The sequence below is a fragment of the Legionella santicrucis genome (assembly GCF_001468135.1).
Lineage (GTDB): Bacteria > Pseudomonadota > Gammaproteobacteria > Legionellales > Legionellaceae > Legionella > Legionella santicrucis.
In genome coordinates this window covers 1-19,930 of sequence record NZ_LNYU01000027.1, presented here as the reverse complement: position 1 = coordinate 19,930, position 19,930 = coordinate 1, and the positions used below count along the sequence as shown (strand labels likewise).

Below are 19,930 nucleotides of genomic sequence, written 5' to 3'. Positions count from 1 at the left end.
AGCCCACAGCAATTACTCGGGTTCCATGCTTGATAGCAATGGATGCTGATTTCGTCTGGCGTATTCATTTACCAAAGCTACTTTTGTTTCTGCAATATCTCGTGTAAATACCCCACACACGCCTTTTCCTTGAAAATGAACTTGCAGCATTATCTGAACCGCTATTTCCTCACTGAGGTGAAAAAAATGTTTCAGAACATCCACCACAAAATCCATTGGTGTATAATCATCATTGAGCAACACAACTTTGTACTTTCTAGGCACTTTGATTTCTGAGCTCATTTCTGGCTCAGTAACTCTATGCCTTACAATTTCCTCTAGATTTTGTCCGCTCATAACATACAACCTCTATACTATTTTTATAGACTCCCTGCGCGCTTTTGGCCAGTAAAAACTGCTAATTTTAATGAAAAAAAAGCCATTGGAATAATGAAAAACATATTGATTAGATACCATTCATTATGAAACCACTATCACAAATTACTACTTAGGGTAGTGAAAAATCCTGGACTCTCTTTCCCCTGTCCCAGGCCATTTCACTATAGCCCTAAACTCAGCTCATACAATAGCTACGTAAAACTACATATGCTTAATTATTTCATCACCAAAGCCAGAGCTACTTACCAAAGTTGCACCAGTCATACCACGTTCAAAGTCATAAGTTACTGTTTTAGCTTCTATGGCACCTTCCATGCCTTTGATAATTAAATCAGCTGCCTCATTCCAGCCCATATGCCGTAACATCATTTCGGCAGACAAAATTATTGAGCCAGGATTTACTTTATCCTTACCCGCATATTTTGGTGCTGTTCCATGAGTTGCTTCAAATACTGCGACTTTGTCACTTATGTTAGCGCCAGGAGCAATACCAATACCACCAACTTGAGCGGCCAAGGCATCAGAGATATAGTCGCCATTCAAATTCAAAGTAGCAATGACACTATAGTCTTCAGGTCTTAAAAGAATTTGCTGTAAAAACGCATCTGCAATGACATCATTGACTACAATTTGCTTGCCTGTTTTAGGATTCTTGAATTCCATCCAAGGTCCACCATCAAGCTCTTTGGCGCCAAAAACATCGCGCGCAACTTCATAGCCCCATTCTTTAAACGCACCTTCGGTAAACTTCATAATATTACCTTTATGGACTAAGGTTACAGTATGACGATCATTATCAATTGCATATTGAATTGCTGCCTTTACTAAACGAGTAGTTCCTTCTTTCGAAACGGGCTTAATTCCTATTCCACAATGCTCAGGAAAGCGGATTTTTTTGACACCCATATCTTTTATCAAGAATTCAATCACCTTTTTAACTTCTGGAGTATCTGCTTGCCATTCGATACCTGCATAAATATCTTCTGAATTCTCTCTAAAAATCACCATATCCGTTTTCCAGGGCTCTTTAACTGGGCTTGGAACACCATCGAAATAACGAATCGGACGTAAACAAGTAAAAAGATCCATTTCTTGGCGAATAGCTACATTTAAGGAGCGAATTCCACCACCTACTGGAGTGGTCAAGGGACCCTTAATTGAAACCACATATTTTTTCATTGCATCCAATGTTTCTTTAGGTAACCATTGATCTGCGCCATATACTTTAGTTGCTTTTTCACCCGCATATACTTCCATCCAGGCAATTTTTCTCTTGTCACCATATGCTTTTGCAACCGCAGCATCAACAACTCGAATCATAGGGGGCGTCACATCAACACCAATACCATCTCCCTCAATAAAAGGAATTATAGGATTATTGGGTACACGAAGAGATAGATCAGCAGCTACAGTAATAGCTTCACCATGTGAAGGCACTTTGATTTTATCGTATGTCATTGACAACTCCGTAAATTTAGAGAGGCTTCAATAATAGCATGTGATAACTTGGAATCCCAAGCATGATTTTATTTAATTTGCAGCTTAAGATAATGATGCAGCATTTAGATAATATAATACACATTTTGTATAACTAGTTTATTTCCATCAGTATAAAACATCTCTAGTTCACCGCGAATTCCATGAAATAAATAAGATAGATAACGCAATGAAGATGTAGTTTTAAACGATAAATATTCTTTTTTCTAGTATCTTTAATCTTTGCCTCAAAAACAATTTTTGGGCAAATGCTTATGCATGTTGCAACATTTTAATCTGTTCCATCAATTGATCATAACCAGCCTCAACATTGATGTAGTCATTTTTAGCTAAATAAATGGATAATGAGCCATCATCTGTCGCTGATGGCTTTTGTAAGACCCCGTTATAACCTTTACTTTTTAAACGAAGAAAATCACTAATTTTGGTTACTAAATAGAAATTTCGATAATAATTTTCAGGAAGCATATGCAAAGCCTGAGCATCTTTTTCGAGTGGTTTTCCCGGTAAATAATCCTTCAGTGAATATGATGAATTATTATGTACGGCAACTACTTTACCCTCAGGCAACAACTGCTTAATTTTACTAGCTAACTTATTTACCTCCTGATGAGCTTGGGGACTATACTGGCTTAATGATGTAAGTGTAGTCTTAATTCCCTTATCAGTAAAAATACGATTTGGATCAAACTCATAACGCTTATTATTAAGATGAAAGACTATATTCCTACCTCCAGAATGAACTAAAGTTATAAGACTTCCTCCCTCATGCTTTATAACCGCTTGCGCTGCCTTTAAAGCCGTTTGTTCGTTATAATGTAAATGTACAAAGGTTTTTCCTCTACCTACGATTTGTTTAATTTCTACTTTTTCATCACCAACCATTACTAAATGAGTCATAGCATAAGAAACCTGACAGAAAAATATAGAAACTAAAAAAGCATATTTCATCATTTATTTTCACTACAAGGCAATTTTCGTGTGATTGTATAATAATTAACCTACAAAAACAATGAATTATGGTTTTTTAACCCTTGCCCTATTTTAATAACGCTTAAATTTTAATTTGATTCTCATTGAGATTTATTACCTCAACTTCAGGTTCAGCTACTTTTATCTTATTTCGTTGCTGAGCAAAAAAAGACAGGCAGCTCTTTTAAATAGCAATCGATATAAAAGACAAAGTGATGCTAGAGATCTATTGCTCGTAATTCATATACAACCTACTATTAAGCTTTTTCAACTTTTAAGAAAGATGTTATGCCTCAAATATTATTATTTAATAAACCTTATGGCGTAGTAAGCCAATTTTCAGGTGAAGAGAATGAACACACATTAGCTACTTTTATTAAAATACCTAATTTTTATGCAGCAGGACGATTGGATAAAAATAGCGAAGGATTACTTTTATTAACTAATGATGGAGCACTGCAACATAAATTGACCCATCCTAAATTCAACAAAAGAAAATATTATTGGGTTCAAATCGAAGGAACACCTTGTGACGAAGATTTAGAAATTCTTAGAAATGGTCTAGTTCTTAAAGACATTACTTTTTTGCCTGCTGGAGCCAAGCTCATTGATGAGCCCAAGCTTTGGTCACGTAATCCACCAATTCGATTTAGAAAAAATATTCCTACGAGTTGGCTAGAAATTATTTTAAGTGAAGGAAAAAACCATCAAATACGAAAAATGACTGCTGCGATTGGATTTCCTACTTTAAGATTAGTACGACATCGCATAAGTGACTGGCAATTAGGTAACTTACAGCCTGGCGAATATAAGATTATCGACACCGATAAGCAATAACTCTAGCTAGAATATGATGCCTTTCTCAAAAATCACAAATTTTAGGGAAAATTTAGGAATACAACAAAACAAACCTATACTGTAATAGGTCACCTCTACCATGAAAAGGTTATATTTGGCGTATTTTGAACGAAAATAGCCCCCGAAAAATACACACAGGACTACCTATGCTGTGTGCTCTATGGGATTTATCGATAAGCCAAACGATTTAATAAATTATCCTGGCCAAGGAGACGGATCCATGGCCAGAGAAACATGCTTACTATAGCACTAGCAAATGGTGCGAATATACTGTAATTAAAACCTAAAAGTACCGCAATTAAAGAAATAATTGATTGGTATAATAAGCAGAAGAATCCAATTAAAAAGATTTGCTGCATCATTGAAAAGAATTGAAACCGTCTTGATTTACTTGATGCAATCCAGGTGACTAAAAGTAATGCAAAAGAGTGCTCCCCAATCACTGTAGCAAGCAGCACATCCAATAATAAACCCACAAATAATAATGTGGTCAATTTAAAATTACCTGGCAAAAAATATTCTATGTAAAGAACAAGTAATAAAACCCATGGCGGACGAAAAGCAGAAATTAATTCAGGCATAGGCAAGATAGATAAAAGGAGAGCTACAATAAAACTCAAGCCTAAGCGAAGACGAAGGTTTTTCATTACATGGTCTCCTTCGCATTTAAACGCTTATTAATTTGTGCTGTCAATTGCTCTTGTTCTACATCAGGCCATATTAATAAAACTAATCGATTCCTATTCAGTAAAGCAACAGGCTTTACTTTAACTTTGACAAAATCTTCACCAGGAATACTATTAACTTCTTCTACAAGCCCTACGGGATAACCTTCAGGATAATGCCTATCTAAACCTGACGTGACTAACACATCACCAGGATGAATTGAAGAAGTTTTTGGTAAATTAATTAAAGACAACTCCTCTATATCATTTGTTCCTACAAGAATTGCTCGCTCCCCTGTGCGATTATTTCGGACGGGAACAGCGCTTTTAGAGTCGGAAATAAGTAAAACCGTACTGGTTATTGGACCAATATCAATAATTTGTCCCATAACTCCTTTCGCATCTAAAACAGGTTGCCCTACATAAGCTCCATTAAGCTTGCCTTTATCTAAAACAACTACTTGACGTGAATTGCTTGTATCTACAGCTAAGATTTGAGCCGCCATAGCACTCATATCCGCTTTAGATGAGGTAAGTAATAATTCTTTCAGTTGCGAATTTTCTTTTTGAATAACAATTAATTTTTGCAGCTCTGCCTCAAGCATGGTTTGCTTATAACGCAATTGCATATTTTCTGCAATTAAAGCTTTTTTAGCACTAACTAACGATTGAACCCAACCCACAACACGTACAGGATAATCAACTGCATATTGTAGAGGAGCAACAATTAAAGAAAAACCACTACGTACATTATCTAAGTAACGATAATGATAATCAGAAAACATAAGAAAAACAGAAAACAAAAGAGCGAGCACAAATCCTATAGAACTGTACCCGCTCCTACTAAATAATCTGTTATGCGCATTATTCTGTTGAGAGGAAATCACCGCCGCGTAAGTCCATGGTTTCTAAAGCTTTACCACCACCGCGTGCAACACAGGTCAGTGGATCTTCAGCAATTAATACAGGTAGGCCAGTTTCTTCCATCAGCAAAGTATCAATGTTTTTCAACAAAGCCCCACCTCCGGTTAAAACCATACCTCGTTCAGCAATATCTGCTGCCAACTCAGGGGGAGCCAACTCCAAGGCAGCTCTTACAGCACCAACAATACCTGATAGAGGTTCTTGTAAGGCTTCTAAAATCTCAGCGCTTGTCAAAATGAAACTACGTGGAACACCTTCTGCTAGGTTTCGTCCCCGCACTTCGATTTCGAATAAATCGCGGCTAGGAAAGGCTGAGCCAATCTCATGTTTTATACGCTCAGCAGTGGTTTCACCAATAAGCGTACCATAATTACGACGTACATAAGACACGATAGCATCATCAAACTTATCACCACCAATACGAACAGACTGATGATAAACAATACCACTTAAGGAAATAATCGCAACTTCTGTAGTACCACCGCCGATATCTACAACCATAGAGCCACTTGCCTCTTCTACTGGCATTCCAGATCCTAAAGCGGCAGCCATAGGTTCTTCAATAAGGAACACCTCTCGAGCGCCAGCCCCCATAGCAGACTCACGAATCGCACGACGCTCAACTTGCGTAGAACCACAAGGAACACAAACCAAAACACGTGGACTTGGTCGTAAAAATTTATTTTCGTGAACTTTATGTATAAAATGTTGGAGCATTTTTTCAGTAACAAAAAAGTCAGCAATCACACCATCTTTCATTGGCCTGATCGCATTAATGTTGCCAGGAGTTCTCCCTAGCATACGCTTCGCCTCAAGACCAACAGCGGCAACTCGTTTTTGACCGGACTCATTACGTAAAGCAACAACAGAGGGCTCATTTAACACGACCCCCTTATCTCTTACATAAATCAATGTATTGGCAGTTCCCAAATCGATTGATAAATCATTGGAAAACACACCCCTTAATTTTCTGAACATAAGCAGTACTACCCCGTTCTTTTTTTTGTGCGCTACTTTATCCTAAATTTGGATAAAAATCGACAGTTCTTGGAGAACAATTTTAAATATTGAGCGAATTATGCCAAATTATTCGACACAATTTCATTTCAGTTGTTGGTCTTAATTAGACCAACAACCGCTGAGTATTTATTTACTCCATTTTCTGAATAACAAATACTTCATTTAACTTTTCACGATTCACATTGACAAAATGCTGCCCTAGGCCCTTCACATCAGAGAGCTCCTCAAGAGATTTAAAACCATGATGACTCTGGCGATAAGCAATAATTGCTTCAGCTCGTTTTTTTCCTATACCTTTAATTGAACCTATAAGCATTGTTAAATCTGCTTTGTTGAGATCTATTTTATGAGCTACTATTGGAGGTTGTTTGGGGGCTGCGCCCTGCTTAGCAAGAGTTGCATGCACAGGAAGGGTAATAACAAATAATGATAATACAACAGCAATACATTTTGCTTTCATAATTTTCTCCTTTTTGTTGGACTAGATGACTCACTCCAGAGTCAAAGCAGAGTATCCCAAGATTTATAGGCACTGTCGAGAGATTTTTGAATTATTTTTTGTAGGAAAAATATTGAAGCAATAGTAATCATTATTGATACAAATAACATGCGAGCGCGAGCAAGCTCGCGCATATTTATACTTAAGAAAGAGACTGGATAACTCATTATAAACCAACATGATAAAGAACATATGCAACACATGCCGTCAGTTTTTTTACCATATCCAAATGAAGAAACTCATTTGGGCCATGCGCATTAGAATGAGGGCCTAAGACCCCGGTAATCATAAATTGAGCCTCGGGAAATTTTTCGCCCAACATCCCCATAAAGGGAATAGTCCCACCCTCGCCCATATACGCGGCAGGTTTGCCATAATAAGTCATAGATGCAGAATTGGCCGCCTTTTCCAACCAGAAAGCAAGTTTTGGTGCATTCCAACCTCGTGAGCCATCTTTTCCGTTAAAACTTACTTTTGCATGATAAGGAGGGGCCTTTGTTAAGGAATCATGCAATGCTCTTGTTGCAACTTTAGGATCTACTAACGGGGGCAAACGCATCGATAATTTAAGCTCTGTTTTTGGTCTTAAAACATTACCTGCATCGGCAATTGCAGGAAATCCATCTGCTCCAGTCACAGTCAATGCAGGACGCCAAGTCCTGTTTAAAATGAGTTGTTGCATGTCTTTCCCTACAGGTTCAACACCTTCATGCCAAGGAAACTCAGAATAAACAGAATGACCCAAAGCATGGGCACAATGTTCTGCCTGTATTTTTCTTTCTTCAGGAATATCACAATACAGCTCGGGTAATTTAACCTCTCCAGAAACCTCATCTTCAATACGGCTTATTAATTGTCTGGCTACTCGAAAACTGTCAGCAACAATACCACTAGCAGCACCAGAATGAACCCCTTCGCAAATCAGCTCAACAGATAACTCTCCTACCACATTGCCACGTAAGGAAGTAGTCATCCATAATTGCTCATAATTTCCAGCCCCAGAGTCAAGGCAAATCACTAACTTAGGATTGCCAATTCTCTCTTGCAATAATTCAATGTAATAAGGCAGATCATAACTACCACTTTCCTCACATGCCTCAATGATCAAAACACAACGGGGTATGGGTAAATCTTGCTTTTGTAACGCGCGAATTGCCGTTAATGATGCATATGTAGCATAACCATCATCAGCTGCACCACGACCATATAAGCGCCCATGTTTTAAGACAGGTTTCCAAGGATGTAAATCCTCATCCCATCCAGACATTTCCGGTTGTTTATCAAGATGTCCGTATAGCAATACAGTCTCATCTATTTCACCAGGAATTTCTATGAAAATTAAAGGTGTTCTCCCTGTTAATCTTATAATTTCCAGAGTCATTCCTTCTGGTGCGTGTGTCTTACACCAATTACCAATATGATCTACAGCTTGATCCATTAAGCCATGTTCTTGCCATTTAGCATCAAAATGCGGTGATTTATTAGGAATTTTTATGTAATCACATAAACTAGGAATAATCTCTTCCTGCCATTGCTGGCAAACAAAATCATACAGTGCTTGCGGATTGAACATGAACTTGCTCCTCAATAATCGCCACAACTTGCTCTGTAGCAGATTTAATATTTAATGCATTGATTTTACCTATAATTTCCATTTTATTATGTTCTAGGTCACGCAGTGTTTGTATTAAGGCATCTACATTTAACGATTTATTTTCGATCACTAAACTAATACCCAACTCTTGAAAATATTTAGCATTTTGGATTTGATCGCCACGACTGACCTCAGCAGATAGTGGAATTAAAATATGTGGTTTACCTAGCGCTAATATTTCATACAAGGAGTTTGCACCTGCACGAGAAACGACAACTGAAGCAGCGGCAAATAAATCTGCCAACTCTTCATTTGCATATTCAAATTGTTTGTATCCCGTTAAACCATGCAAAGAGACATCTACTTTTCCTTTCCCGCATAAATGAATAATCTGATATTTCGCAGTTAATTGAGGCAATGCATCGCGAATACAGCGATTTATTGAGCCAGCTCCTAAACTACCGCCAATAACAAGAAGGCAAGGCTTCTCTGAATTAAACCCACATAACTCCAATCCACGACTACTGTTGCCAGCAAATAATTGTTCTCTAATAGGGGTGCCTGTTACTTCGATTTTATCTTGTCTTTTAAAATGTTTTCTCCCAGCATCAAAAGTCAAACAAATTTTATTCACAAAAGGAAAACAAAGTCGATTTGCAAGACCTGGACTCATATCTGATTCATGAGCAATGATAGGTACTCGATTTAACCAAGCACCTACCACTACGGGAAATGCAACAAAGCCGCCTTTAGAAAAAACAGCGTCAGGTTTTAATTTATAAAGCAAAAAAAATGCTTGTACGATACCCAACAAAATTTTAAATGGATCAAGTAAATTTTTGAAACTTAAATAGCGGCGCAATTTACCACTACTTACACTATAAAATGGAATATTAAGCGGTTGAATCATCTGCTTCTCGATACCATCAGCCGAACCAATGTACGCTACATCCCAACATTTATGGCTAAATTCTCGAATTAACGCCATATTAGGTGCTACATGACCAGCAGTGCCCCCTCCAGTAAAAATGATTGTCGGCATTATAAAATATTCCTAATCAGTAAACTTAAGTCAATTGCTTGAATTGATTTGGTAATAGCCCCTACAGAAATGAAGTCAACCCCTAATTGAGCTATTTCACCAATATTTTCCAAAGTTACTCCTCCGGAAACCTCCAGAGTACTATGCTTAGGCTGATTCATTTCAATTGCTTTTTCAAGCATGTCCTGGCTAAAATTATCCAGCATAATTCTATCAGGTTGCGCCAAAATTGCTTCACGCAACTCATCCAGAGTCTCCACTTCAATCTCAACTAAAATATTTTTATGAGTTTGTCTTGCTAAAGTAATCGCTTGGGCAACTGAGCCGCACGCTTTTATGTGATTTTCCTTAATCAAAAAAGCATCATAAAGCCCCATGCGATGGTTAAAACCACCGCCACAAGTAACTGCGTATTTTTGAGCAACTCTTAATCCCGGAAGAGTCTTTCGTGTATCCAGTAATTGGGTTTGTGTTCCATGCAACTTTTGAACATAAAAATGAGTTTGAGTCGCTGTAGCTGAAAGTGTTTGTAAAAAATTAAGTGCTGTACGTTCTGCAGTTAAAATAGTTCGTGCTAAACCATAAACAGTACATAAAGTCGTGGGGGCATCTAACCAATCTGTTTCAGAAACTCGCCATTTAAGTTGGATGTGTTCGTCTATTCGTTTGAATACCTCATTAACCCATGGTTGACCACAAACTATCATTGGTTCGCGTGAAATAATTTCTGCCTCTATCCTAAGGTCGGCCGGCAACAAAGCTGCAGTAACATCACCATCACCTATATCTTCCTGTAATGCACGTGTTACATCAGCCTCTACTGATATGGAAGTTTTATTCATTTATAATTTTCCTATCCCTCATTGTGTAACGGGCCTTTAATAATGGGGGAGCTATAAAAGTAGTTATCATAACCATTAAAACAATAGCAGAAAATAAATCATCTGAAATAACGCCTAATGTACGTCCAATTGAGGCAAAAACCAAACCCACTTCACCCCGAGGTAACATTCCAATACCAATAAGTATACGGTCGTCTTTTGCACTCGCTCCAAAACCACTTATAAGCTTCCCAACCACAGCAGCGAGAATCAGGCCACTTGCCAAAATCACTACATTCCAATGATAAAAGCATTCTAATTTAACCTGAATGCCAATCACAATGAAAAACATGGGGGTTAAAATTGACTCTAAAGGTGACAACAAATGATAAATACTACGATTTTCCTGTTTTCCTCGAACAATCCCATCAAAATAATCATCATGAAGGATTATTCCCGCAGTAAAAGCGCCAATAATCGTTGCTAGCTGTAGCACTGAAGCTAACCAAGAAAGTGTCATGATAAATATAAAAGAGATAAATAGCTTCGCTTCCCAAGGCTCAAGAAAACGAAAAAAGTGGATCGCTTGACGCAAAACAATTGGGCCTAAAAACAAAGTACCCGAAAAAAACAACAGCGCACTTACAATGATACGAACAATAACAATTAGATCCACTGCACCATTAATCACTAAAGAACTAACTACAGCCAATATAATCAAGCCCAATATATCATCCAACATTGCTGCGCCTAAAATAGTTCTAGCTTCTCGGGTACGCAGTTTTTTCATTTCCGCAAGTACTCGAGCAGTAATGCCAATGCTGGTTGCGCTTAGAGTTGCAGCAATAAACAAATCAGCTTGATATGAATCATTTGGCAGCAACATATAAGCAACACCAAATCCTAAGAGCATTGGGACAACAACCCCAATTAATGCGACACAAAATGAATCACGTCCTGTATGTTTCATTTCCTCAACAGAATTTTCAAGACCAACCATAAAAAGAAGAAAAATAACGCCATAGCGTGAAAAAATATCTACGATATAAGAAATTTTAAGAAAATCAGCGCCATGCGGTCCACTTAAAGCATTAATCACTTGTTGTGCGTAATTTACATTAGAAATGGTGGCCGTTACTGCTTGATTTATAGGAACTCCTTTAAGTACCTCACGAACCACATCAAAAGTTGCTGAACCTTCTCGTAATAAAATAGCTAATGGAAAGCCGTAATAATAAAATATATTGCCAATCAACATCCCAATGAGCAATTCACCAAGAACACTTGGTTGCTTTAAACGTCTTGCAGTATAGCGGCCAATAATCGCAAAGAAAAAAATAGTGGTCACTGCAAGCAACACAAATGCAATTGGATCAACATGTTCAGATTCAGCAGATGCAAATCCGTATAGTGGATATATTCCCACTAAAAGAAACCACCATTTAAAACGCTGCATTATTTGTTCTATAGCCCGCATCAATATCCCATTCACTCATCAGACTTTTTCGGAAAGCTCTTTTTTAGAATAACTTTTCCGAAGAAGTCTATTTTTCAATTGCCTTAGGCCACATTTTGGATAAATGGATGCAAACTTATAGGGCACGCTTCTCGTTTTTGCAGCCTAAATCATGACACATTTATTGTTTCGCCAAAAACAGACACGTTTCTAAAACCGAATCCGGATTAAGAGAAACACTTTCTATCCCTTCTTTCATTAACCACTGCGCAAAATCTTGATGATCTGAAGGTCCTTGGCCACAAATACCTATGTATTTATTCGCTTTTTTGCATGCAGTAATGGCCATATGCAATAACGCTTTTACTGCTTCATTGCGCTCATCAAATTGAGAAGCAATAAGTCCTGAATCTCTATCTAAGCCTAAAGTCAATTGAGTTAAATCGTTAGAGCCAATAGAAAAGCCATCAAAATGCTCTAAAAACTCTTTCGCTAACAAGGCATTAGAAGGCAACTCACACATCATAATTACGCGTAAACCATGTTTGCCACGCTCAAGTCCATGTTGTTTTAAAACTTGAATAACGTTGCTTGCCTCAGACACAGTTCTTACAAATGGAATCATCACTTCTACATTTGTTAACCCCATCTTTTCACGAACACGCCGCACTGCTTGACATTCTAAAGCAAAACAATCGGCAAATGATTCAGAAACATAGCGTGAGGCTCCTCTAAAACCCAACATTGGGTTTTCTTCATGAGGTTCATACAAATGGCCACCTACAAGATTAGCATATTCATTTGATTTAAAATCAGACAATCGCACAATTACTGGTTTGGGATAAAAGGCCGCAGCAATTGTTGCAATACCTTCTTTTAAGCGCTCGATATAATACTCAACAGGTGAATCATAGGCTGCTGTTTTTTGCATAATAAATTGTTTCAGCTCCTTGTCCTCTAAGGAATCAAAATCCAGTAATGCTCGAGGATGTATGCCGATCGTATTAGAAATTAAAAACTCAAGGCGCGCCAAACCGACTCCTGAGTTGGGAATAGATTGAAAGGTAAATGCCCGTTCAGGATTCCCGACATTAAGCATGATTTTCATCGGTAATTCAGGCATAGTTTCTACATCAAGATGTACTTGTTCAAAAGGCAATAAACCAGCATACACGTAGCCATTATCCCCTTCCGCACAACTAACAGTTACTTCATCACCATCATGTATGGTTTTCGTTGCGTCACCACAACCTACTACTGCAGGAATACCTAACTCACGAGCGATAATCGCCGCATGACAGGTTCGTCCACCACGATTAGTCACAATTGCCGAAGCTCGCTTCATTACAGGCTCCCAATCTGGATCGGTCATATCTGAAATTAAAACATCACCAGGTTGTACCCTATCCATTTCACTTACATCAGTAATAATTCTAGCCTTACCTTGTCCAATTCTTTGACCTATACTACGTCCCTCAGCTAATATTTCACCTTTACGTTGTAAGGTGTAACGTTCCAATATTTGCTTGTTATCACGACTTTTCACTGTTTCAGGACGAGCCTGCAGTATATATAACTGACCATTTAAACCATCTTTTGCCCACTCTATATCCATTGGTCGGCCATAATGCTTCTCAATAATCATCGCTTGACGGGCTAAGCTTTCAACTTCATCAGGGGTTAAAGAAAATAACAAACGTTCTTTAATATCTACATCCACAGTTTTAACTCGTTGTTGCTTACTTGGATCGTCACAATACACCATCTTTAAAGACTTACTGCCTAGATTTCTGCGAATAATAGCAGGCCTTCCTGCTTGAATACTGGGTTTATGCACATAATATTCATCAGGATTAACCGCCCCTTGTACAATCATCTCTCCTAAACCATAAGAAGAAGTAATGAACACCACTTGATCAAAACCAGATTCAGTATCCATAGTAAACATTACGCCACTTACTGCTAAATCACTACGAATCATCTGTTGAATACCTGCTGATAAGGCTACATCATGATGGGCAAACTGATGGTGTGTGCGATAAGCAATTGCTCTATCATTAAATAATGACGCAAAAACATGTTTAATCGATAGTAAAACTGCCTCAATGCCTTTAACATTCAAAAATGTCTCTTGCTGACCTGCAAATGATGCGTCTGGTAAATCTTCGGCCGTTGCCGAGGAACGAACAGCGACACTAAAATTATCATGGCCTATAAGCTGAGATAATTGCTCGTAGGCAATACGTACAGCATTTTCAAACTCGGAGGTAAAGGGGGCATTGACAATCATCTCTCTAATTTCTTTACCAACAATGGCTAATTGCAGCACATCATCAGTATTTAAGGCCTCTAATTTTGTATAAATCTTTTTATCTAAATTATTTTGCGCTAGAAATTCTCTAAATGAATCTGCAGTGGTTGCAAAACCGCCTGGAACAGCAACCCCAGCAGAAGATAAATGACTGATCATTTCCCCAAGAGAAGCATTTTTTCCACCAACCTGCTCTAAGTCATGCATACTTAGATGAGCTAAATCAATAATATGTTTTTTGATCGCCATAACCGCCCCAAGTCCATAAATAATGACGGTTATTCTACTGAAAATGTGCGGCTATGGGAATGAGAAACTTTGTTTGCTCAATAATTACATTGGGAGACGAGTCTTAATGAGTAATAAACCAGTTGGCGTACCTAATAAATTCACTGTATATTTGCATAGCACTTCTCCTGCTCTTTGTAGATGTTATCGCATTAAATAAACTTTATTTAATGGATAAATGATTAATGACAAGATCTAAATTCATACAAATAAATTAAAACAAAATCAATTACCATAGAAAATTTCTTACTTTAATTCACATCTGGGCTCGCATCTAATATTATATACGCTTTACCAATAGGGCTTGTAGTTATGACTCTTACCTCTTTAAATGCCATCTCACCTATAGATGGGCGATACATGAATAAAACCCGGGCCTTGAGTCCTTATTTTAGTGAGTTTGCTCTAATTTATTATCGTTTAACAGTGGAAATCCGTTGGATTGAATCTTTAGCTGCCAATAATGCTATTTCTGAGGTCCCTCAATTAGATAAAGAAGCAAAAGATTTTCTCAATGGCATCATTTCCAATTTTGACGAAAATGAAGCCCTCAAAATCAAAGAATTTGAAAAACAAACGAACCATGATGTCAAAGCTATAGAATATTACTTAAAGCATAAGTTCCAGCAAAATGAGCATTTGAAATCGATTACAGCATTCATTCATTTTGCCTGTACCTCAGAAGATATAAATAATTTGGCTTATGCTTTAATGGTAAAACAAGCAATTGCCCAGGTAATTCAACCAACCCTTGCTGAAATAATGGGGGGTATTACCTTGCTTGGGAAACAATATGCTGATGTAGCTATGTTATCAAGAACTCATGGTCAACCAGCAACACCAACAACTATGGGCAAAGAGTTAGTCAACTTTGTTGCTCGACTTAAAAGACCACAACAACAATTAGCCGAGGTGCTGATCCCAGGCAAATTTAATGGTGCAGTAGGTAACTATAACGCCCATACAGTCGCTTATCCCGAAGTAGATTGGCGTAAACACTGCGCAAATTTTGTTACTTCTTTAGGATTATCTTTTAATGCATACACCACTCAAATTGAACCCCATGATGGTTTAGCAGAAGTATCACAAATTATGGTACGTATTAATAATATTTTACTGGATTATACGCAAGATATATGGAGCTACATCTCTTTAGGCTATTTTAAACAAAAAACGGTAGCCGAAGAAGTCGGCTCTTCAACCATGCCTCATAAAGTAAATCCAATTGATTTTGAAAATGCAGAAGGAAATCTAGGGATGGCTGATGCTCTATTTATTCATTTTGCCAATAAACTCACTCAATCACGATTGCAGCGCGATTTATCAGACTCCACCGTATTGCGCAATATTGGTATGGCCTTTTCCTATAGCCTAATCGCTTATCTTGCTTTAGCCAAAGGTAATGATAAATTGCAAATCAATGAACGTGCCTTACAAGAGGATTTAAAATCAAACTGGGAAATCTTGGCAGAAGCAGTTCAAACAGTAATGCGTCGTTATAATGTGCCTGATGCATACGAACAATTAAAAGCTTTGACTCGTGGCCAAGGCATTGATGAAGAAAGTCTTAAAAAATTTATTCAAGAGCTTTCGATTCCTGAAAAAGCTAAAGATCAACTCACCAAACTTACTCCAGGAAGCTATACTGGCTTAGCAACTCAGCTCGTAAAGGCATTTCTATGAGTGATACTTTATCACAACAAGGACAAACCTTTGAGTTTGATGTTCTAGTTATTGGTACGGGGTTGGCGGGATTACAATACTGCCTGCAGCTTATAAGCCTACAGCCACGTTTGAATATCGCCTTAATCAGTAAGGCAGATGCCATTGAATGTAATAGCCGTTATGCTCAAGGTGGGATTGCGGCTGTTTTTTCAGCAGAGGATTCTCTAGAATCGCACATTTCAGATACATTGATTGCTGGTGATGGTTTATGCTATCAGCCTGCAGTAGAGTTCATTATTCGACAAGGGCCCGAAACTATAAAGCAACTGAGTCAATATAATGTTCATTTTAAACAGGACAACAATGGTCATTTTCATTTAGCACAAGAAGGTGGGCATTCTCATCGACGTATTTTTAATTGCGGTGATCAAACAGGTTTATCAGTAACACAAATAATGAATCAATTAGCGCGGCAACACCAGCAAATTCATTTTTTTGAGCATCATGTAGCAGTAAATCTTATTACTCATTATCATCCTCATCGCACGGATATTCAAGGCGAGGTCTTAGGCGCATATATTCTAGATTGTTCAGCAAATCGTATACATACTTTCTTAGCGAGCTGCGTCATATTAGCCACGGGCGGTGCTGGTAAAACATACCGATATACAACAAATCCTATGGTTGCTACTGGAGATGGCGTTGCCATGGCTTATAGAGCCGGGGCACGTGTTGGTAACATGGAGTTTTATCAATTTCACCCTACTCTATTACACCACCACTCCTTAAATAATTTCCTTATTTCAGAAGCAGTACGAGGCGAAGGTGCCTTGCTTAAAAATGCCGAAACAGGTAAACGTTTTATGAAAGACTATGCACCTGAGCAAATGGAACTTGCGACCCGAGATATCGTTGCTCGTGCTATTTTTAGTGAAATTGAGCATAGTCAAATAGGATATGTCTATCTTGACATTACCCATCAATCAAAAGCGTTTCTAAAAAAACGCTTTCCGCAAATTTACAGCACTTTATTATCTATAGGCATCGATATGGGTCAGGATATGATTCCTGTTGTTCCGGCGGCGCATTATCAATGTGGTGGAGTACTCGCAGATATTGATGGCCGTACCGATTTAAAACGACTTTATGCAATAGGAGAAGTTGCTTTTACTGGGTTACATGGTGCTAACCGTCTCGCCAGTAATTCCCTACTCGAAGCTTTGGTTATGGGCTCTAACGCAGCATACTGTACATTAAAAGATATTTCTACTCCATGGAAATATACAGATCATATCCCAAACTGGAGTGCACCTAGCGAAGTCAATACCAGACGGGCAAGTCAAATTAATGCACAATGGCGTGGTTTAAGAGGAGAAATGACCTCTTATGCAGGCATCGTACGAACAGAAGCAGGTCTTGAAGATCTACTACAATTAATTATGAAGCGAAAAAAAATAATTGAAGAATATTACTGGAAACATTGCATTACCCGTGACTTTATTGAACTCAGAAATATTATTCTCAATGCAGAGCTTATTGTAAGAGCCGCTTTGGCAAGACGTGAATCACGCGGTGGCCATTTCCGTGAAGATTACCCTAATAAAAATACCAAAGCGAAAGAAAGCATTGCCAAACTGGGATTACTGGATATTGCACCTGAATAAATAAAATTTGTAGCTTTAGTATAGATACTTGAGGCTATAGTAACATGATTTGAGGTCAAATAGATGTTTAAAAATTCTACTCTTTATACTCCTGAAACCACATTAATGCACATTAGAAATGATATGAGTATTTGTCAAAGTGACTATCCTATAGATTGGTATCAGGAGGATTTTATACCTTACGCTCAAGAATACCTAGCATTACCTGATCGTAAACTTACTACGATCTCAGCATGGATGACCCCTTATCTTAAAAAAGCACAAGATCATTTTGGTAAACGCTTATTGCTTTTAGCCCATTATTACATGGGTGGAGAAATTGTTCGTTTAGTAGAGCAATTTGGGGGACTTATTGGTGATTCCTATCAACTGGCCTTAATGGCTGCAGAGCATCCAGAAAGATCTATTATCATTGAATCAGCAGTTCATTTCATGGCTGAGTCAATTAGTATCTTGGCTCATGAAAATCAACAAGTATATATTACTAATCCTAAATCAGGTTGCACTATGGAAATGCTTGCCAAAGATTTCATGGTAGAACCAGCATTTCTCGATTTAAATGAACGTTATGGCGCTGAAAATATTTTACCTGTTTGTTATATGAATACTTCTGGGCGTGTCAAAGCAATGACTGGAGCTCAAGGTGGAGCTGTCTGTACTAGCTCTAATGTGAAAAAAATATTCCAATGGGCACAAAAGCAAAATAAAAAAATTCTTTTCATTCCCGATCAGCATATGGGAGAAAATGTAGCCTATTGGTTAGGGATAAAAAATCTTGCTTATTGGCCAGGCGGAACAGCAGGAGCTCAATATTCGCTGGCAAATCAAGACAAGCAAACATTAAAACAATTTGATGACGCCCAGCTTATCCTTTTCTCCAGCCAATGTGCCGTGCACACACATTACCAACCTGAAATGTGTGAATATTGGCATAGTCAAGGATACACAACTATTGTTCATCCTGAATGCCGCAATTCAGTCATTAAAATTGCTCAACATTCAGGTTCTACAGCATTCATTTGGGACTATGTAGTCCATGATCGCGCGCAAACCAAACGTTACGCCATAGGGACAGAAAATCATATGGTGGAAAATCTTAAACAATATTGTAAAGGTTTAGGAATTGAAGTAATCAATTTAGCTGAAGCGCCTAAAAAAGAAAATGAAAAAGGCATAGGATGTGGTTGTGCCACCATGTCACGTAATGACCCTCCTCACTTAGTGGCTCTCGTTGATTTACTAAGGCAAGGTAAAACGATGGCTTATAATGAAGTTAAAGCAGGTGATGTTGTTAATGAATTCACCGGCAGTAGAAACAGATTGTCGCAGCAAGAACAACAATGGGTTATAGATAATGCTAAAAAATCATTACAAATGATGATTAACATTACAGAAGATCGAATTTAATAAAAGATGAATTTCTCAAAATTTTCTATATCCTAGTTTGCATCATGTTTCATGCCCTGATGGATTCAACTCATCCAGGGCAATCAATCACAGAAAAAATTTTTATGCACCATAAAATTGGCACTGTTCCAAAATTTGAAAACACACAAATCCCCCTAAGTTTTCTATCCAATTATGATCAAGACGAGATGGAATTTTAGTCAAAGTTGACCACCAGATTGAATATTCTCCTATCGAGTTTCTATAAGTACACACGACTCCTCGACCATACCCAGCAACTAAAATATTGGCGCGTACAAAGCGGGTATTTTCATCGCCTTGGGGACGATGAGGAGAAACCGGATTAACTACCCAAGGATCTGGTGGGACACCCCATTTTAGAGAAGTGGTTTTTGGATCAGGACAATTTGTAGTATGGCCTATGCTAAATTGTGTTAGAAAAGAAACTAAAATTAAAAATCGATATTTATTCATTAAATTTCCTATTAATAATTAACAATTTTTAAATAATAATACACTAAAACCCATTGTTAGAATTTATTTCTTTGTTATAATGGCCACTCAAATGCCTGGGTGGCGGAATTGGTAGACGCGCCGGATTCAAAATCCGGTGGTGGTGACACCGTGTGGGTTCGAGTCCCACCCTAGGTACCAAAAATCTCATGTAGTACATCTTAAATAAGTAGCCATTAATAGATATCTATTTGTATGAGTTAGTATCTCTATTGTATAACTTATCGAAAAAAATTTATTTGACTCTTTCCGGCTCTTTCCTATTTAAGCTGTCTCTTGATCACATCTCCATCAATTTGGTAGCTATCCTAAGTCCTTCAACTCGCTCTTGTAAACGGAACCATCCTTTCCAGATA

General features: G+C 37.9%; 17 protein-coding genes and 1 tRNA gene. 5 read left to right on the top strand and 13 right to left on the bottom strand.

Translation table 11 applies throughout. The features are described from left to right. Nucleotides 1-12 precede the first annotated feature (12 nt). The 3 genes from clpS to Lsan_RS06715 form a co-directional block, all read right to left on the bottom strand. Nucleotides 13-336: an ATP-dependent Clp protease adapter ClpS gene (clpS, locus tag Lsan_RS06725; RefSeq protein WP_058513741.1), complete on the bottom strand. Its 324-nt coding sequence runs from the start codon at nt 334-336 to the stop codon at nt 13-15. 243 nt (nt 337-579) lie between these two features. After that, on the bottom strand, nt 580-1,836 hold the full coding sequence (gene icd, locus Lsan_RS06720; protein WP_058513740.1) for an NADP-dependent isocitrate dehydrogenase: 1,257 nt from the start codon (nt 1,834-1,836) through the stop codon (nt 580-582). 291 nt (nt 1,837-2,127) lie between these two features. Continuing rightward, on the bottom strand, nt 2,128-2,829 hold the full coding sequence (locus Lsan_RS06715; RefSeq protein WP_133134361.1) for an SAM-dependent methyltransferase: 702 nt from the start codon (nt 2,827-2,829) through the stop codon (nt 2,128-2,130). A gap of 306 nt (nt 2,830-3,135) precedes the next feature. Here Lsan_RS06715 and Lsan_RS06710 point away from each other — a divergent pair, with 306 nt between their 5' ends. Beyond that, a complete protein-coding gene (locus Lsan_RS06710; RefSeq protein WP_058513739.1) occupies nt 3,136-3,684 on the top strand; it encodes a pseudouridine synthase in 549 nt (182 codons plus the stop codon). A gap of 188 nt (nt 3,685-3,872) precedes the next feature. Here Lsan_RS06710 and mreD read toward each other — a convergent pair whose 3' ends face one another. The 9 genes from mreD to ppsA form a co-directional block, all read right to left on the bottom strand. Further along, a complete protein-coding gene (gene mreD, locus Lsan_RS06705; protein WP_058513738.1) occupies nt 3,873-4,352 on the bottom strand; it encodes a rod shape-determining protein MreD in 480 nt (159 codons plus the stop codon). Next, a complete protein-coding gene (mreC, locus tag Lsan_RS06700) occupies nt 4,352-5,257 on the bottom strand; it encodes a rod shape-determining protein MreC (RefSeq protein WP_058513737.1) in 906 nt (301 codons plus the stop codon). Before mreC ends, mreD begins: the two co-directional genes overlap by 1 nt. Beyond that, the gene (locus Lsan_RS06695; RefSeq protein ID WP_058513736.1) at nt 5,235-6,272 is read right to left on the bottom strand and encodes a rod shape-determining protein; all 1,038 of its coding nucleotides are present in this window, start codon (nt 6,270-6,272) and stop codon (nt 5,235-5,237) included. The genes mreC and Lsan_RS06695 overlap by 23 nt, the downstream gene beginning before the upstream one ends. A gap of 172 nt (nt 6,273-6,444) precedes the next feature. Continuing rightward, nucleotides 6,445-6,774, bottom strand: a complete 330-nt coding sequence (locus Lsan_RS06690) for a ComEA family DNA-binding protein (protein WP_058513735.1) — start codon at nt 6,772-6,774, stop codon at nt 6,445-6,447. 205 nt (nt 6,775-6,979) lie between these two features. Next, on the bottom strand, nt 6,980-8,386 hold the full coding sequence (locus tag Lsan_RS06685) for a M20 family metallopeptidase (protein WP_058513734.1): 1,407 nt from the start codon (nt 8,384-8,386) through the stop codon (nt 6,980-6,982). Further along, complete coding sequence (locus Lsan_RS06680) at nt 8,361-9,452, bottom strand: undecaprenyldiphospho-muramoylpentapeptide beta-N-acetylglucosaminyltransferase (RefSeq protein WP_058513733.1); 1,092 nt, start codon at nt 9,450-9,452, stop codon at nt 8,361-8,363. The genes Lsan_RS06685 and Lsan_RS06680 overlap by 26 nt, the downstream gene beginning before the upstream one ends. Next, the gene (gene nadC, locus Lsan_RS06675) at nt 9,449-10,291 is read right to left on the bottom strand and encodes a carboxylating nicotinate-nucleotide diphosphorylase (RefSeq protein WP_058513732.1); all 843 of its coding nucleotides are present in this window, start codon (nt 10,289-10,291) and stop codon (nt 9,449-9,451) included. The genes Lsan_RS06680 and nadC overlap by 4 nt, the downstream gene beginning before the upstream one ends. Beyond that, entirely contained in the window at nt 10,284-11,726 is a 1,443-nt protein-coding gene (locus Lsan_RS06670) for a cation:proton antiporter (protein ID WP_058513751.1), read from the bottom strand. Before Lsan_RS06670 ends, nadC begins: the two co-directional genes overlap by 8 nt. Nucleotides 11,727-11,907: 181 nt before the next feature. Further along, on the bottom strand, nt 11,908-14,286 hold the full coding sequence (ppsA, locus tag Lsan_RS06665) for a phosphoenolpyruvate synthase (RefSeq protein WP_058513731.1): 2,379 nt from the start codon (nt 14,284-14,286) through the stop codon (nt 11,908-11,910). 351 nt (nt 14,287-14,637) lie between these two features. Between ppsA and purB the strand changes: the two genes are divergently transcribed. The 3 genes from purB (at nt 14,638) to nadA (ending at nt 19,061) form a co-directional block, all read left to right on the top strand. Then, a complete protein-coding gene (gene purB, locus Lsan_RS06660; protein WP_058513730.1) occupies nt 14,638-16,008 on the top strand; it encodes an adenylosuccinate lyase in 1,371 nt (456 codons plus the stop codon). Then, complete coding sequence (gene nadB / locus Lsan_RS06655; RefSeq protein ID WP_058513729.1) at nt 16,005-17,654, top strand: L-aspartate oxidase; 1,650 nt, start codon at nt 16,005-16,007, stop codon at nt 17,652-17,654. Before purB ends, nadB begins: the two co-directional genes overlap by 4 nt. Nucleotides 17,655-17,717: 63 nt before the next feature. After that, nucleotides 17,718-19,061 carry a quinolinate synthase NadA gene (gene nadA, locus Lsan_RS06650; protein ID WP_058513728.1) on the top strand — a complete coding sequence of 448 codons (1,344 nt, stop codon included), beginning with the start codon at nt 17,718-17,720 and terminating at the stop codon, nt 19,059-19,061. Between the two features lie 102 nt (nt 19,062-19,163). Here nadA and Lsan_RS06645 read toward each other — a convergent pair whose 3' ends face one another. Then, on the bottom strand, nt 19,164-19,535 hold the full coding sequence (locus Lsan_RS06645) for a DUF3757 domain-containing protein (RefSeq protein WP_058513727.1): 372 nt from the start codon (nt 19,533-19,535) through the stop codon (nt 19,164-19,166). Nucleotides 19,536-19,628: 93 nt separating this feature from the next. Here Lsan_RS06645 and Lsan_RS06640 point away from each other — a divergent pair. Continuing rightward, a tRNA-Leu gene (locus Lsan_RS06640) sits at nt 19,629-19,715 on the top strand. Nucleotides 19,716-19,930: the final 215 nt, after the last annotated feature.